14 protein-coding genes are annotated in these 16,037 nt (G+C 64.8%); 2 read left to right on the top strand and 12 right to left on the bottom strand.

Going from position 1 to position 16,037, the window contains the following annotated elements; translation table 11 throughout:
• Positions 1 to 76: 76 nt before the first annotated feature.
• Genes BLT09_RS21415 through BLT09_RS21390 form a run of 6 tightly spaced genes read right to left on the bottom strand, consistent with a single transcriptional unit; the run spans position 77 to position 7,315 of the window.
• Positions 77 to 538: a MarR family winged helix-turn-helix transcriptional regulator gene (locus BLT09_RS21415; RefSeq protein ID WP_091596340.1), complete on the bottom strand. Its 462-nt coding sequence runs from the start codon at positions 536 to 538 to the stop codon at positions 77 to 79.
• Positions 535 to 1,119, bottom strand: a complete 585-nt coding sequence (locus BLT09_RS21410) for an amino acid synthesis family protein (RefSeq protein ID WP_091596338.1) — start codon at positions 1,117 to 1,119, stop codon at positions 535 to 537. Before BLT09_RS21410 ends, BLT09_RS21415 begins: the two co-directional genes overlap by 4 nt.
• Positions 1,112 to 1,993 (bottom strand): UPF0280 family protein, encoded by an 882-nt coding sequence (locus BLT09_RS21405; protein WP_091596336.1) that lies wholly within the window; start codon positions 1,991 to 1,993, stop codon positions 1,112 to 1,114. Before BLT09_RS21405 ends, BLT09_RS21410 begins: the two co-directional genes overlap by 8 nt.
• A gap of 2 nt (positions 1,994 to 1,995) precedes the next feature.
• A complete protein-coding gene (locus tag BLT09_RS21400) occupies positions 1,996 to 3,537 on the bottom strand; it encodes a 6-hydroxynicotinate reductase (RefSeq protein WP_091596334.1) in 1,542 nt (513 codons plus the stop codon).
• The gene (locus BLT09_RS21395) at positions 3,534 to 6,413 is read right to left on the bottom strand and encodes a molybdopterin-dependent oxidoreductase (protein ID WP_091596332.1); all 2,880 of its coding nucleotides are present in this window, start codon (positions 6,411 to 6,413) and stop codon (positions 3,534 to 3,536) included. The genes BLT09_RS21400 and BLT09_RS21395 overlap by 4 nt, the downstream gene beginning before the upstream one ends.
• A gap of 38 nt (positions 6,414 to 6,451) precedes the next feature.
• The gene (locus BLT09_RS21390; RefSeq protein WP_091596330.1) at positions 6,452 to 7,315 is read right to left on the bottom strand and encodes an FAD binding domain-containing protein; all 864 of its coding nucleotides are present in this window, start codon (positions 7,313 to 7,315) and stop codon (positions 6,452 to 6,454) included.
• Between the two features lie 308 nt (positions 7,316 to 7,623).
• Between BLT09_RS21390 and pncA the strand changes: the two genes are divergently transcribed.
• Positions 7,624 to 8,223 carry a bifunctional nicotinamidase/pyrazinamidase gene (gene pncA, locus BLT09_RS21385; protein WP_091596328.1) on the top strand — a complete coding sequence of 200 codons (600 nt, stop codon included), beginning with the start codon at positions 7,624 to 7,626 and terminating at the stop codon, positions 8,221 to 8,223.
• Positions 8,224 to 8,264: 41 nt separating this feature from the next.
• On the top strand, positions 8,265 to 9,695 hold the full coding sequence (locus BLT09_RS21380; RefSeq protein WP_091596327.1) for a sodium:proton antiporter: 1,431 nt from the start codon (positions 8,265 to 8,267) through the stop codon (positions 9,693 to 9,695).
• Here the strand turns inward: BLT09_RS21380 and BLT09_RS21375 are convergent, their stop codons facing one another.
• The 6 genes from BLT09_RS21375 to BLT09_RS21350 form a co-directional block, all read right to left on the bottom strand.
• Entirely contained in the window at positions 9,696 to 10,415 is a 720-nt protein-coding gene (locus tag BLT09_RS21375) for an ABC transporter ATP-binding protein (protein ID WP_091596325.1), read from the bottom strand.
• Positions 10,412 to 11,137 (bottom strand): ABC transporter ATP-binding protein, encoded by a 726-nt coding sequence (locus tag BLT09_RS21370; protein ID WP_091596521.1) that lies wholly within the window; start codon positions 11,135 to 11,137, stop codon positions 10,412 to 10,414. The genes BLT09_RS21375 and BLT09_RS21370 overlap by 4 nt, the downstream gene beginning before the upstream one ends.
• Complete coding sequence (locus BLT09_RS21365) at positions 11,134 to 12,096, bottom strand: branched-chain amino acid ABC transporter permease (protein ID WP_091596323.1); 963 nt, start codon at positions 12,094 to 12,096, stop codon at positions 11,134 to 11,136. The genes BLT09_RS21370 and BLT09_RS21365 overlap by 4 nt, the downstream gene beginning before the upstream one ends.
• Positions 12,093 to 12,974 carry a branched-chain amino acid ABC transporter permease gene (locus BLT09_RS21360; RefSeq protein ID WP_091596321.1) on the bottom strand — a complete coding sequence of 294 codons (882 nt, stop codon included), beginning with the start codon at positions 12,972 to 12,974 and terminating at the stop codon, positions 12,093 to 12,095. Before BLT09_RS21360 ends, BLT09_RS21365 begins: the two co-directional genes overlap by 4 nt.
• Before the next feature lie 26 nt (positions 12,975 to 13,000).
• Positions 13,001 to 14,305, bottom strand: a complete 1,305-nt coding sequence (locus BLT09_RS21355) for an ABC transporter substrate-binding protein (RefSeq protein WP_091596319.1) — start codon at positions 14,303 to 14,305, stop codon at positions 13,001 to 13,003.
• A gap of 166 nt (positions 14,306 to 14,471) precedes the next feature.
• Complete coding sequence (locus BLT09_RS21350) at positions 14,472 to 16,007, bottom strand: hypothetical protein (RefSeq protein ID WP_091596317.1); 1,536 nt, start codon at positions 16,005 to 16,007, stop codon at positions 14,472 to 14,474.
• Positions 16,008 to 16,037: the final 30 nt, after the last annotated feature.

Below are 16,037 nucleotides of genomic sequence, written 5' to 3'. Positions count from 1 at the left end.
ACGGCGCCCCTCTCCCCGTTCTACGGGGAGAGGATGCCGGCAGGCAGGTGAGGGGCAGCACTGACCAAGGCCGCGCTCACGCCAGCTTGGCCAAAAGCCTCATGAAAATCGCCGCCTCCTTGGATGAAAGCGGCGCCAGCGTTTCCTCGGTGATCTCGCGGGCGATCGGGATCAGCCGCTCGACCGCCTTGCGGCCTTCCGCGGTCAGATTGACCAGCAGGCGCCTTTTGTCGACCTCATGCTTGGAAAGCTCGACCAGGCCGCGCGCCTTGAGCCGGTCGATGACACCTTTTACCGTCGCCGCATCCATGGCGATCAGGCTGCCAAGCTGGTTCTGCGAGGTCTCGCCGACATCGTGCAACTTGGCCAGCGCGGCGAATTGCGGCGGCGTCAGGTCGGCGATGTGCGCGGCGAAGATCGAGACATGGCGCTGGTGCGCCTTGCGCAGGATGAAGCCGACCTGCTCCTGCAGGCGGTAATCGTTCTCGTCGGGCTCCTCGGCCTCGACCAGCTTGAGCTTGATGTCTTCGGCGCTCACCGCAGTCCGTCCCATGCCTTGATGTCCTTCGCCGCGAGGCCGCCCATGCGGTCATGTACGCGCGGGCCGCAGGTCATGGCGAGGCAGAACAGGATCTCGTCGGGACGAGGTCCGTCGCTGATGCCGACCTCCATGGCATCGAAATGACTGCGCACATAGGCGGCGTTGATATGGCCGAGCGGTATGTCGAGCCGCGCGCCGAAGGCGCCGACCTTCTTTGCCGACGGCACGATCGCCTTGGCGTCACCGAGCCGCTCGCGCATGGCATAGCCGCCAGGCACATGCCACAGCGCGCCATGCTCCAGTTCGCCGGCGATACCGACGATGGCGCCCTTGCCGTAGCCGTCGATCTGTTTCAAGTCGCCGCCCAATGCGGCGATCAGCTTGTCGGAGAGCAGCAGCCCGAGCGGCTTCAGATCGTCCATGGCGCTCTGCAGGTCTTCCACGTAGCGGCCGGCGAATGGGTTGTTCACCACCGCCATGGCGGCGGCGCGGCGGCGCGGCACCTTCGCCACCGGCCCGCCCTCATGAAATATCTCCTCGGTCAGCACCGCAATCTTGCGGATCGCAAACTCAGGCATGGGCAATTTCCTTCCTCGATTTCTCGTTGGGCGCAACGAGCGCCATGGGACCGGCGATCCGTGCCTGACCGGCAAGGAACAGCGCTGAAGCGGCAATCAGGCCATGTCGCCGAAAATCTTCGGCGACGGCGAGCCCTCGGTCCAGCGCGGCGGCTATTTCGCCCGATGAAAGCGCGCCGACGGCTTGCGTGACCAGGCGATCGCCAAGGTCGCTGTCGGGCGCCAGATCGCGCGCCGGCACGCGCTCAATGGCAGGGTGGCCGGGCAGGTCGACGGCGTTGGCGATCAAGGTCGCGGCGGCGTCGGCTTCAGCACCGGTCCGCGCCAGTACGGTAACAGCGTCGGCGATGCCGAGCGAAAAGGAACGGCCGCGCCAGCCGCTGGTCGCGATGCCGCGGATCCCGTCTTCGGCGGGGATCGTGATCCGGTCCGCCAGTCCATGACCTGTCCCGGCAATGGCAAGCGTCATGGACCGGCCATTGCCGAGATGGATCGCGCTGTCGCCGCCATTGTTGACATAGGCGCGATCGAGCCGGCGGCCGGCCAGCAGCGCACCAAGCATTTCGTCGGCTACCGAACCGGCGACCGCAGCCATCGGCGTGATGAATTGTTTCGCCAGCGGAACAATCGCTGCTTCCATGCGTCGCGCCATCGGGCCAGCGAAAGCACGTGGTCGCGACGAGGCCGGGCGGCGCAGTTCCGGCAGTTCGTCGACGAGCTCCTGCAGGATTGTTTGAAACCGCGCCACCGCCTGGCCATAGGCGGCGCGGCGTTCGTCCGCTTCGCCAAATGCCTCGACGATCAGGTCGATCGGGCCATGATTGAGATGCAGCCGCCTGCCGTCCTCAAGCCAATGCGCCTGCGGGCCGTTCATCACTACTTTGCCCCGACTGCCGCTGCGCGCCGCAACTGCGCCAGCGGCGGCCATGGATTGCTGGCCGGCGCGCCCGTGCCGCGGCGCGGGTTGAGATACTCGCCGCCTTTGGCGAGAATGTCGTCAACGCTGCGGATCTCGGCTTCGTAGCCGCCGAGCCTGACATAATCGTCGCGGCGCAGGGTGAACTCGATCGGCGCCACCAGCGCCGGCGTCGGCACATAGCCGAAGGCGCCTTCCGGCACGCGGGTGACGTCGACCATCAGCGTGATGCCGCCGCCCGGCCAGACATAGACCGGCGCGCCGCCGACCGTCACATACGTCGTCAGGCCCTGCACCGAGCGGGTCAGATTGACCGGGTTCTCGGTGACGCCGGCACGCAGCGAGCCGCCGGCGCCGCCGACGAACAGCACGGTGCACAGAGCCGGCTCGCAATTGTCCTCGATCAGGCCGACGGATTTCTGCAGCCGCTCGGGGAACGGTTTCTGCACCGGCTTCAATTCCTCGTTGAGCTCGTAATAGGCGAACTGCTCGCCGGTGGTCGAGACCATCAGCAGCGACAGGCCGGGATGCGCGCCCTTCTTCGCATTCCACTCACCAAGGATCGACAGCGGGTCGGAAATGCTGGTGCCGCCCCAGCCGAGGCCGGGCTCCGACACCTTGAAATAGCGGCCCGGCGTCGAACGGCGGCCGATGATTTTTATGCCGGTATCCTGCCAGCCGAGCACCTTGCCCGCCTGATGCTCGGAAACGACGCCGGTGATGTGGTCGTCGACCACCACCACCTCGTCGACCAGGCCGCGCCACTGGGTGGCGAACATGCCGATGGTGGCAGAGCCGCAGCCGACCCGCATCCGCTGCTCGAGCTGACCGTCGATGACCGGCGGCTTGCCGGCTTCGACGATGACCGTGGCACCGCCGTCGATGGTGAGTTCGACCGGCTTGCGGTTGCATAGATGGAGCAGCGCATCGCAGGTGGCGCGACCTTCGGCTTTCGAGCCGCCGGTCAGATGATGCACGCCGCCCAGCGACAGCATCTGCGAGCCATATTCGCCTGTCGTGACATGGCCGATCGCCTCGCCCGCCGCGCGGATCGTCGCCGTTTCGGGGCCGATATGACGGTCGGTGTCGATCTTCACCTTGACGCCGCAGTAGGAGAAGATGCCCTCGGTGACGACGGTGACGAGATCGGCGCCTTCGACCTCCTGGCTGACGATGAAAGGCGCCGGCTTGTAGTCGGGATAGGTGGTGCCGGCGCCGATCGCGGTGACGAAGCGGCGGCCGGTGTTGATCAGTTCGCCGTCCCATTCTTCGCCCTCGGCGACAAACGGCACGACAGCGCCGCCGGTCTCGGTCGAGTGGTCGAGGATGGTCAGCGGATCCATCCGCACGATCCTGCCGCCGACATTGCCGTAGCGATCACAGGCGCCGGTGCGGCCATCTGCTATGTAGCACATGACCGGGCAGGCATCGCAGCGGATCTTTTCCGCCACCTGCTTCTCGCCGGGATCATGCGTCTCGAAGCGTTCGGCAAGCTCGCTCATCGGCGCGGCTCCTTGTCGCGGATCGCGGCGCGGATGCGGCTCGGCGTCGCCGGAATTTTGCTGACCAGGACGCCGGTGGCATGACGGATGGCGTTGAGGATCGCCGGTGCCGTCGGGATCAGCACATGCTCGCCCAGGCCCTTGGCGCCAAAGGGTCCTTCCGGATCCGGAACTTCGATCAGGATGGTTTCGATCGGCGGCACGTCGCCGATCGTCGGGATCAGGTAGTCGTGCAGATTCTCGGTGCGGCCGGGGATGTATTCCTCCATCAGCGCCATGCCGATGCCTTGCGCGATGCCGCCCTCGATCTGGCCTTCGGCGAGCAGCGGATTGATCGCCCTGCCGACATCATGCGCGGCGGTGATCTTGATCAGCTTGACTGTGCCGAGCTTGAGGTCGACCTCCAGTTCGGCGATCTGCGCGCCGTAGCCATAGACGGCGTAAGGCTTGCCCTGGCCCCTGGCGTCGAGCGGCAGGGTCGGCGGGTCATAGCTTTCCTCAGCGCGAAAGACCAAGCCGTCGGCATCGGCCTTCAGCGTGGACAAATCGATATGCCGTGTCGCTTCGCCCTCGTGGATGACCAGGCTTGCGCCATCGAGAGCGATCGCCGCTTTTTCCGACACATTGGCGAAGCGCAGCATCGTCTCGCGCAAGGCACGGCCGGCCTTTTCGGCGGCCTTGCCGGTCACAAAAGTCTGGCGCGAAGCGGACGTCTTGCCGGCGTCCGGCGTGATCGCCGTGTCGGCGCTTTTCAGGCGGAATTTTTCCAGCGGCAGGCCGACCGCGTCGGCACAGATCTGCGCAATGACCGTGTTGGAACCTTGCCCGATATCGACCGCGCCCTGATGCAGGACGACATCGCCTTCAGCCGAGATGCCGACCCTGATGGTCGACGGATTGGGCAGCGAGGTGTTGCCGCAGCCGTACCAGCAGGAGGCGACACCGACGCCGCGTTTCCTGCTGTCATTGGCACTGTTGAACGCATCGGCATCGACAAGCGCACGCATCCAATGCGGCCGCAGCGCTTCGAGGCAGTCGGCGATGCCGACGCCCGATTCCAGTCTCTGGCCGGTAACCGTTTCGGAGCGGTTCCGAAGGCAGTTTTTCATACGAAAATCGAGCCGATCCAGCCCAAGCTTTGCGGCAAGTTCGTCATAGAGCGTCTCCTGCATGATCGTCGCCTGCGGCACGCCGAAACCACGGAAGGCGCCGGAGATCGGGCCATTCGTGTGGATGGCGCGGCCTTCGGCGCGATAATTCGGCGTCGCATAGGGACCTGAGGCATGCACCGGCACGCGGTTGGCGACGGTCGGACCCCAGCTCGCATAGGCGCCGGTGTTGAAATCGCCGGCGAAGACCATGCCGGTGACGCGGCCATCGGCATCGGCCCCGATCGTCGCCTTCATCTCGGCGGGATGACGCTTGGTGGTCGAGATCATCGATTCATGACGGGTATAGGCGAGCGCTGCCGGCCGCCCGGTCTTCATCGCGACCAGACCGATCAGCGGCTGCAACGAAACGTCAAGCTTGGAGCCGAAGCCGCCGCCGGTGGCGGTCGGCACGATCCGCACCTTGTCGACGGCAAGGCCAAGCACTTTTGCGACGTCGTCGCGGTCCATGTAGGGCGCCTGCGTGCAGGCGACGACGACCAGCGTGTCGCCGTCCATATAGGCATAGCCGGCCTCGGGCTCGATATAGGCGTGTTCGACATAGGACGTGTCGATGGCGCCGGAAACAGTGAAGGCGGCGCCGGCAAGGGCGGCGTCGGGGTCACCACGCTCGACAAAGCCCGATGTGAGCAGGTTTGCCGGCCGGTTCTCGTGGATTGGCTGCACACCGCTGGCTTGCGCCTTGCCTGGCTGCAGGACATGCGGCAACTCGGTCCAACGAGCAGGAAAATCCGCAAGGTCGAGATCGAGGATGGCCTCGCGCTCGCCGGCAACCAGCGCCACCGCCTCGCCGCGAAAGCGCGAAAAATCCTCGGCCAGCGCTGGCTGGTCGGCAAAAGGTGCAATGACGCCGAAGCAGTTCCTTCCCGGAATATCGGCAGCGGTGAAGACGCCGACGATGCCGGGATGGACTTTCATCCAGGCGTCGAGATCGCCGAAGGCGAAGCGGGCGTGATGATGCGGCGAGCGAACCACCAGCACCGCCAGCGCTTCGGCCGGGAAGGAATCGCCGCCGAATTTTTCCCCGCCGGTGACTTTCGGCAGGCCGTCGAGGCGAATTGGAGAGGAGCCGACGGCGTGGCCTGAGATTGGCATTCTGCGGTCAAAATCGAGAGAAGGGGTAGCCGGCGCAGAAACTTGTCCTTTCTCCCCGTCATTATACGGGGAGAAGGTGCCGGCAGGCGGATGAGGGGCAGCGCCGTCGGTCAAAAATTCGCTCGCGAACCGTCCCGCATCCATCACCGCAGCTATGATCTTGCGATAGCCGGTGCAGCGGCAGAGGACGCCGCCCAGGGCATCCAGGGTTTCGGCCTCGGTTGGATTGGGGTTGCTGTCCAGAAGCGCTGTCGCCGCGATGAGCAGGCCGGGTGTGCAGATGCCGCATTGCGCCGCGCCATGGTCGAGGAACGAGGCCTGCAGCGCCGACAATCTGCCGTTAGCGAGGCCCTCGACCGTGGTCACCACGGTGCCAGCGGCAGAAGCCGCAGACATCAGGCAGGCGCAGACAGGTTCGCCGTCGACAAGCACCGTGCAGGCGCCGCAGTCGCCGGCGTCGCAGCCGACCTTGGTGCCGGTCAGCCGCAATTCGTCACGCAGCACCGAAGAGAGACGGCGAACCGGCGGCACGCAGACAGAGACGGCGGCGCCGTTGACCTCGAAGGCGATGTCGGCGCGCTCCATGCCCATGCCAGGCTGAGCTCCGCTCATGCCAGGCTGAGTTTTGGTCATGCCAGGTTGAGCTTGGCTCATGCCGCCGCTACCTTCTCGACCGACGCGTGACCCGCGGCACCGAGAACGGCGCGGGCGACAATCTCGCGCGCGGCGTCCAGCCGGTATTCGGCGCTGCCGCGCACGTCGTCGATCGGCGAAAGCTCGTCCATCGGTGCGGACTGGATCGCAGCGACGAGAGATCCGTCGACCGGGACGCCGCGCAAAGCTGCTTCGACACTTGCAAGACGCCTGGCGACCGCCGAACAGGAGCCGACGGCGACGGCGGCGTTGGCGACGATGCCATCCTCAATGGTCAAGCGGGCCGCCGCCATGGCTATGGAAATGACGAGATAGCGACGCGCGCCGAGTTTTTCGAAAGCCGACGTGCCGGTGGCCGCGTTTTTCGGCACGCGGATGGCGGTGACCATTTCGCCCGGCTGCAGTTCCGTGCGGCGGTTCCCCAGGATGAATTTTTCCAGCGGCAGATGGCGGACCATCGCCACCGCGCGCAGTTCGACCTCGGCGTCGAGGACGAGCAGCGCCGGCACGCCGTCGGCCGCCGGGGAGGCGTTGCAGAGATTGCCGGCGATGGAGGCGACGTTCTGGATCTGCACGGAGCCGACTTCCCGCGCCGCCTGCTTCAGCGCGTCGAAAGCCGCCGGCAGCGGATGACGGACAAGATCGGTCCATGTCGTGCGCGCGCCGATCAGCCAATGGCTGTCGGTCTCAGCAATACCACGCAGCGTCGCCAGGCCGTTGATGTCGAGGACATTGTCGCGGAAAGGCTTGGCTCCTTGTGCCGGATAGAAATCGGTGCCGCCGGCAAGGATGCGCCACCGAGCCTCGCCAAGCAGAGCGAGCGCCTCGTCGACCGTGGTGGGTTTCGCGTAACGGATCACGCCCGCCTTCCCAAAAAAATGGGCCTTCCCAAAAAGGTTGCCGACGGAACTTGCCGGCCTCCGAGCCGGTCAAATTCATTCGTATGCAAATGATATCAAGCCGGCAGGAATTGTCAAAGCCAGAGTTTTGCGCCGGCGCCCGTATCGGCGCGACGGCACGCATTTGTTATGCCGTTGGAGTTGACGCAGCCGGCCATCTGGTCAAGTTTCTGCATCCGTTGCGTCAGCGGCATTTTCGGCGGGTTCGAACACCGGATTCCACGTTTCGGCAGACTTCATGCCTCCGGGACAAACAAGAGGGAGGCTCCATGGCCGACGAAGCGCTTGTCATCATCGACCTGCAGAACGATTTCTGTCCGGGCGGCGCGCTGGCGGTGGCCGGCGGCGACGAGATCGTGCCGCTGGTCAACGACCTGATCCGGCGGACCGAACATGTCGTGCTGACGCAGGACTGGCATCCCGCCGGCCATTCGAGCTTTGCCTCCAATCATCCCGGCAAGCAGCCGTTCGAAACGATCGAGATGCCCTACGGCCCGCAGACGCTGTGGCCCGACCACTGCATCCAGGGCAGCCTGGGTTCGGATTTCCATTCGGGCCTGGCCTGGACCAGGGCCGAACTGGTGATCCGCAAGGGTTTCCGCCCGGAGATCGACAGCTATTCGGCTTTCTTCGAGAACGACCATGCGACGCCGACCGGCCTTGCCGGCTATCTCAAGGAGCGCGGCATCGACACGCTGACCCTGGTCGGCCTGGCGACCGATTATTGCGTCGCCTTCTCGGCGCTCGACGCGGTCAAGCACGGCTTTCACACGACAGTGCGGCTCGACGCCTGCCGCGGCATCGATCTCAATGGCTCACTCGAGACGATGCTGAACCGAATGCGCGATGCCGGCGTGACGCTGGCTTGAACATCACCAATCGCATTCGACACAATTCCAGAGGGGGCATTATGCGGTTTGCGGCGGCTTTGACGGCGGGCGCTGTGGTGGCAGTCGCAACCCTGTTTCCGGGAACAGTGCTTGCAGCCGAGGCCCACGAATTGCCGGGCGAAACAATGTCGCTGTGGTGGGCGCTGCCCTTTGCCGGCCTGCTTCTGTCGATCGCCACCGGGCCATTGCTCTTCCACCATGTCTGGGAGCACCACTACGGCAAGATCACCTTGTTCTGGGCGGCGCTTGCGGTCGTGCCGCTGGCGGTGGAGTTCGGCATGGCTTCGGCTGCAGAGGCGGTGCTGCATGCGCTGCTCACCGAATACATGTCGTTCATCATTCTTCTGTTTGCGCTGTTCACCATTTCGGGCGGCATCCTCGTAGCCGGCAACATCCACGGCACGCCGCTGGTGAATGCCGGACTGCTGCTGGTTGGGGCGATGCTCGCCTCGGTCATCGGCACGACCGGCGCCTCGATGATCCTGATCAGGCCGATCCTGCGCGCCAACGACAACCGGCCGTTCAACGCCCATGTCGTCATCTTCTTCATTTTCCTGGTGTCCAACATCGGCGGCTCGCTGACGCCACTCGGCGATCCGCCGCTGTTCGTCGGCTTCCTGCGCGGCATCGATTTCTTCTGGACCGCTGCCAATCTCTATCAGGAGACACTGTTCGTCGGCGGCCTGGTGCTGGCCGTCTTCCTGGCCATGGACATCATCCTGCATCACCGCGAGGCCGGCGCGCCGAAGATCAAGGATCCGACGCCGGACACGAAGGTGCGCATTCGAGGCCTGGCCAACTTCCCGCTGCTGGCCGGGGTGATCGGCGCGATCCTGCTTTCCGCGACCTGGAAGCCGGGCGTGGCTTTCTCCGTCCAGGGCGTGAGCCTTGAATTGCAGAACCTTGTGCGCGACGCCATCATCCTGGCCCTCGCCTTGCTTTCGCTCGCTGTCTCAAGCAAGAGCCACAGGCGGGCGAACAACTTCCACTGGGAGCCGATCGCCGAAGTGGCGAAACTGTTCGCCGGCATCTTCATCTGCATCGTGCCGGTCATCGCCATTCTCAGAGCCGGCCCCGACGGCGCGCTGGCGCCGCTGGTCTCGCTGGTCAGTTCGCCAACGGGCGAGCCCAACGACCTGGCCTATTTCTGGATGACCGGAGCGCTGTCTTCCTTCCTCGACAATGCGCCGACCTATCTGGTGTTCTTCGAGCTCGCCGGCGGCGATCCGCAGCATCTGATGACCACCTTCGGCTCGACGCTGGCGGCGATCTCGGCCGGCGCGGTGTTCATGGGCGCGAACACCTATATCGGCAATGCGCCGAACTTCATGGTTTACGCCATTGCCAGGCATCGCGGCGTAAAAATGCCGGGCTTCTTCGGCTACATGGCTTGGTCGGGCGCGGTGCTGATCCCGATTTTCCTGATCGCGGGTTTTCTGTTCTTTCGCTGATCAGCCGACGCCGACATAGCGGCGAACCGCCGACGGATCGGCGCGAAGCTTCTCGACATCGACGGTCTCGCGGTTGCGGCCGTTTTCGATGAACGAGACCCGGTCGGCGACGGACAGCACGGCATCGACGCGCTGCTCGACCAGGATCGTCGAGACGCCTGATACACGCAGCTTCGCTACCGTCTCGCGGATTTTTGCGATCATCGACGGCATCAGCCCTTCAGTCGGCTCGTCGAGCAGAAGCACCTGCGGCTCGAGACACAGGGCCCGGGCCATGGCCAGCATCTGCTGCTCGCCGCCCGACAGCGTGCCGGAGCTTTGTCTCAGCCGCTGGCGCAGCAGCGGGAAGAGCTCGAGCACGTTTTCGCGCGTCGCCTTGCCCTTGCCGCGGGCCATCAGGCCGATCTCGATGTTTTCGGCCACCGTCATCTCGGCAAACAGCCGCCGGCCCTGCGGCACATAGGCGACGCCGGCCTTCGGCACGTCATGCGCCGGCAGGCCGGTCAATTCCCGGCCGTCGACCCTGATCGAGCCGGCGCGTGAGGGAACAAGGCCCATGATTGCCTTCAGCGTCGTCGTCTTGCCGGCGCCGTTGCGGCCGAACAGGCAAAGCACCTCGCCCTTGTTCAGCACGAGGTCGAGGCCGTAGAGCACCTGAACCTCGCCGTAGAAGCAGTCGAGCCCGGAGATGGTCAGTGCTTCAGCCCGCGGTTGCGTCATGGGGTCGTCCCCAAATAGGCGTCCTGCACTTGCGCATTGGCGCGGACCTGCTCGGGCGTGCCTTCGGCCAGGATCTTGCCGGCGTTGAAGACGGTGATGCGGTCGGCAAGCTGCATGACCACCGGCATGTTGTGCTCGATCAGCAGCACGGTGGCGCTTTTGGCGATCTCGCGCACCAGCCCGATGAAATTGTCGATCTCGCTGTCGGCCAGCCCCTGCGTCGGCTCGTCGAGGATCAGCAGGCGCGGTTTCAGCGCCAGCCCCATCGCCACTTCGAGCAGACGCTGATGGCCATAGGACAATTGCCCGGCCGGCATATGGGCGCGGTCGGCAAGGCCGGTGCGCTCCAGCGCCGCCATGACGCCGGCATGCACAGCACCTTTCGAGCGGCCGTCGGTCAGCGTGCGCTGCACCGGCAGCGCGACATTATCGTAGGCGGTGAGGTTGGCGAAGACGCTGGTGATCTGGAAGGTGTAGGCGATGCCAAGGCGGACCCTGGCGTAGGCCGGCAGGTTGGTAATGTCGGCGCCGTCGAAGACGATCATGCCCGATGACGGCTGGATGCGGCCGCTGATCAGGCTGACGAAGGTGGTCTTGCCGGCGCCATTGGGGCCGATGACGGCGCGGATCTCGCCCGGCATGAGGGCGAAATCGACACCATCGACAGCGCGCAGGCCGCCGAAATTGCGGGACAGGCCTTTGGTCGTCAGCAGCGGCATCATGGCAGCCATCCGAGCCAGCGCTGACGGATGGTGCCGAGAATGCCCCTGGGAAAGAACAGCACCAGCAGGATGAGGGCGATGCCGACGATCAGCAGATAGGCCGAGGTGTAGCCGCTGGTGACGTCGACGACATAGTACATGAACAGAGTGCCGATCAGCGGACCGAGCGTGGTCGCAGCACCGCCGAGCAGCACCCAGAGCAGCGGCAGAATGGAATATTGCACCGAGGCGAAGGTCGAGCCGACGTACCCGAACAGCAGCGCGTAGGCGGCGCCCGAAGCCGCGCAGATGGTGCCGGAGACGACGACCGCGGCAAGCTTGTTGGAAAAAATGTCGTAGCCAAGCATTTTGGTCCGTTCCTCGTTTTCGCGGATGGCGACCAGCACACGGCCATACCTGGAGCGGACTATGCCGAGCGTCACCAGCAGCACGATCGAGAACAGGACCAGCGCGCTCATGTAGCGCACGGTCGGATTGGTGAGGCCGAGCGAGGTGTCGCCCAAAACAAGCACACGCGCCGACTGCGGCACCACCAGGCCCTGATCGCCGCCGGTCCAGGCCGCGAGATAGAGGATTACCAGATAGAACACCTGCGCGAACATCATGGTGACGATCATGAAGGCGACACCGGAAGTGCGCAGCGCCAGCAGCCCGATCACCAGCGCGAGAAGCGCGCCGCAGGCAAGGCCGGCGGCGAAGGCGGCCGGCACGCTCCAGCCGAGGTGGATGACGGCAAGGCCTGCGCCATAGAGCCCAGCCGAAAAGAACATGGCGTGGCCGAGGCTGAGCAACCCGACATAGCCGAACAGCAGGTTGTAGCCCATGGCGAAAACCGCCAGCACCATGATGCGGGCGAGCAGCCCGTGGTGATATTCCGGCAGGACGAAGCTTAGGGCGAACAGCAGGACGATGACGCCCAGATGCAACGCATAGGCTTTTGACGGTGAAGCCTCCTTCATCGCGATGCCGTCCCGAACAGGCCTTGCGGCCGGAACACCAGCACCATGGCCACCAGCAGCGTGGCGATGATCTTGGCCAGCGTCGGCGAGAAGAACACCGAGATGATGCCGTCCGACAGGCCGATGAGCACGGCGGCGACCACGGTTCCGCGCAGCGAGCCGAGGCCGCCGATGATGACGACGATGAAGGACAGCAGCAGCGGGTCCTGTCCCATCAGGTAATGCGCCTGGCTGATCGGCACGATCAGCACCGCGGCCACCGCCGCCAGCATAGCGCCGAGCGCGAAGACGCCGGCATAGACGCGGTCGACCGGAATGCCAAAGGCCTGCGCCGTTTCGCTGTCATATTGCGTGGCGCGCATGACGAGGCCGATTCTCGTACGCGTCAGCACGAACCAGGTCGCCACCAGCAGAAGCGCGGATGCGGCGATGATCGACAGCTTGTAGCCGGAGTAGCCGAACCACGGCAAAAGGATGCGGTAGCTGAAGGGCGGCTCCACTGGCCGTGCCTCCGGACCATAAAAGGTCAGCGCCAGTTGCTGGATGATGTAGAGCATGCCGATGGTGGCGACGATGGTGGCTTCCGGATTGTAATTCAGCCGGCGCAGCACCAGCCTTTCGGAGACCAGCGCGATCAGGCCGACGATCAGCGGCGCCAGCACCAGGGCTGCGAGGAAGCCGAGCGCCGGATGGCCTGATATCGCCGTGGAGATCGCCCAGGCAAGCACCGCGCCGAGCATGAAGAACTCGCCATGGGCGACATTGACGACGCGCATGACGCCAAACACCAGCGACAGGCCAAGCGCCGTCAGCGCCAGCACGGCGGAGGTGACGAGGCCTTCGAGGGCGGCGAGAAGAAGATGAGGTCCGAAGTGCATCGGCTATACGCTGGCAGGGTGCAAGCTCACAGCGCCTGCGTCGTGTAATCCCCTTCCGGCTCGTAGAGGCCGTCCTCGATCTTGGTCTTGTGGACGACGTTCAGCCGGCCGCCTTCGACCTTTGAGATGTTCTGGATGCCAAAACACTGGTGGATCTTGCCATTGAAGGTCTTCGGCCCTTGCGGATGCTCGGGGCCCTCGGCGAACTCGGTCAAGGCCTCGGTCGCCTCGACCAGCTTGGCACGGTCTTCCGGGCCCTTGTAGCCGGCATCCTCCATCGCCTTTTTCACGACATAGAGCGTTTCCCAGCAGCCGAACATGTGCGCGGCGGTGGAGACGTCCTTCGGATCGCCGACGGCGGCGCCATTGTCGTCGATGCCGACGGCGGCGCGATAGGCCTTCTGCGCGGCGGAATCAACGGGCTGCGCGTAGCGCGGCGAGCCCTCCCAGAAATGGCTGCCGTCGAGGAATTCGAGGCCGGGGCTGTTGATGTCGGTGGCTTCGAGCGAATCGATGAAGCCGAACAGCTGCGGCCGGCTGGAGCCGTAGAACTCGCCGAGTTCCTTGACGAAGGTGAGCACCGCAGGGCCGACCATGACGTGGTAGATCACCTCGGTCTCGGCCGGGATCTGCGGGAAATATTTGGTGAAGGACGATTCCGTCGGCGGAATGGCGATCTGGGCGATGACCTCGGCGCCCTGCGCCTTCAGCGCCGGCGGCAAGTAGTCGCGATGGTCGTAGCCGAAGGCGAAATCGGGGAAAATCTGCGTCACCTTCTTGCCGGCATTCGCCGCGATCCACGGCGCCATCGCCTGGATCTGGCTCTTCACGTCGGTGATGCCGGGCTGGAAGACGTAGCGGTTGAGCTTGGTCGAGGCGACGTGGTGGCCTTCGCTGACGACAAAATAGGGCATCTTGGCCTCACCGGCGGCGGGCGCCGAGCCGATGACGACATGCGAAAACAGCGTGCCGTAGACGATGTCGGTCTTGTGCTGGGTGGCGAACTTACCGACCACTTCGGCGCCGCGGCCGGGATCGGTGCCGTCATCCTCGATGATCACCTCGACCGGCCGGCCGTTGATGCCGCCGGCTTCGTTGATCGCCTTGACCGCGGCTGCGGTGGTCCGCTCGTACCAGCGGCCATAGGCGGCGCCGATGCCGGTGCGGTGGGACTGGAAGCCGATCTTTATCGGCGCCGAGCTTTGCGCCTGGCTGTAGCGCACGAACCCAGGCGCGACGGCAAGGCCGGCGCCCGCGGCCAACCCCTTGAGCGCGGTGCGGCGGGTGAGACCGGTTTTGGAGAGATCGAAAAACCCATTCTTGTCAGTCACGGCAGTTCCCCTTGTTTTTGAGTTTGACCAATGGCTGTAGCGAGACGGGCCACTCTTGGTGAGAGCGCCGAAATTGCATGTGTACAAACTAAATCATCAAAGCCCTGACGTGGCAAGCGAGCTTTCCCCCGGGGACTGATCGACGTCATCGAAGCCGGGTTTTGTCTCACCCGACCGAAGGCGTGGCAAGCAACCACAGGCCGAAGACCGTATAGGCGATCATCAGCACGGTGAGCGGAAACTGGCTGAGCGCGGCGCCCGCGGGACGCGGATGCAATCGCCAGGCGAGGCCATGCGCGACGAGCACGGCGAGCATGTGGCCAATGATGATGACGCCGGCCTGGAAATTCCACAGCCACCATGCCGAGCCGGCGCCGGCAGCGACGCCGGCTTCGATCGGCATGTCGGCGGTGCCGAACAGGTTCCAGCCCAGCGTGAACGGGTCGGAAAGCGCGGCCAGCGCATATTGGCCATCGACAAGTAGCGCCGTCAGATAGTGCGCAACATGATAGGCGAGCGCGATCGGCACGATCGACCAGACCAGCAGCCCTGCGGCCTGACTGAGGGAATGCGGGCTGCCGGCAAGATGCTGGCCAAGGACGATGGCAATGATAAACGCGGCTGCAAGCAAGACGAACGTCAAAACGAGCCCGAAGCTGCCGATGCCGATCACCGCCGTGCGACCCGGGACTTCCAGCGGATTGATGCCGAACAGGCCGAGCCAGAAGAAGGTTTTGGACAGGCCGTCGAACGACACCGACGACAGCGCAAGCAGCAGGAAAGCAATGCCGCTGAGCGACAGCGGCGCGGCATTGCTGAGCTTGGCGCCCGGCCAGCACAGATTGAGCCGACCGCCTTCCTTGCGCTCGCCTTCTTTGCGCTCGACTTCATTGCGCCCGCCTTCATTGCGCCCGCCTTCATTGCGCTTGCCTTCGTCGCGCTCAAGCAGGGCGAAGCGCGCAACCATGGCGAGGAAGACGGTCAGGAACTCACCGCGCCGGGTCCAGTCGCGGTAGCCAAACACCAGCATGGCGGCAAAACTCAGCAGCCAATAAAGGCCGGCGGCCCAGGCGAGCCGCGCCGGGTCGTCGGGCGCCGGGTCGATCAACTCGAACCAGGCGAAGGCGAAGAACAGCGCGAAAGCCGGCCAGCAGCCGAGCCAGGCAGGCGGTCGCCATGTCTTGCGATTGACGATCTTGCGATTGCCGAACAGGCGGGAAATGACACGCCAGGGCCCGTACCACGGGTTGAGCCATGACCAGAGATTGCCGAACAGCCCCTGCAGCAAAACCAGGCCAACCCAGAGCAGCGTCCAGATCGCCAGCGGCAGCGGGTTGGAGAGCGGATCACGGCTGCCGAACAGGCCGGCCGCAATCAGAATTACAAAGCCGGCAAAGGATATCAAGCTGACGACCGCCCGCGCGCCGTCGCCGAATGCGAAAAGCGGCAGGCGCCGCCGCCAGAAGCGGGCAGGAAAGTCTGGGGGCAGCAGCGCCAGGACAAGAAAACTGGCTGCGACCGCGAACGCGCCGCCGGCGACGTAGTAGCCGGTGGGCAGAAGCAGGACGTGGCCGCGATCGGAGGCATGGGCGAAGGCTGGGGTGGGTGATGCGATGAAAGCCGAACAGATGAAAGCTCCCGTCCAGAAAGAATATGCTCGCCCGCAGTGATCCTTCGCACCCCCCTCTGTCCTGCCGGACATCTCCCCCGCAAGGGGGGAGATTGGTTGGCA

Source organism: Mesorhizobium muleiense, from assembly GCF_900099905.1.
GTDB classification, from domain to species: Bacteria; Pseudomonadota; Alphaproteobacteria; order Rhizobiales; family Rhizobiaceae; genus Mesorhizobium; species Mesorhizobium muleiense.
This window is presented reverse-complemented; position numbering and strand designations above follow the sequence as displayed.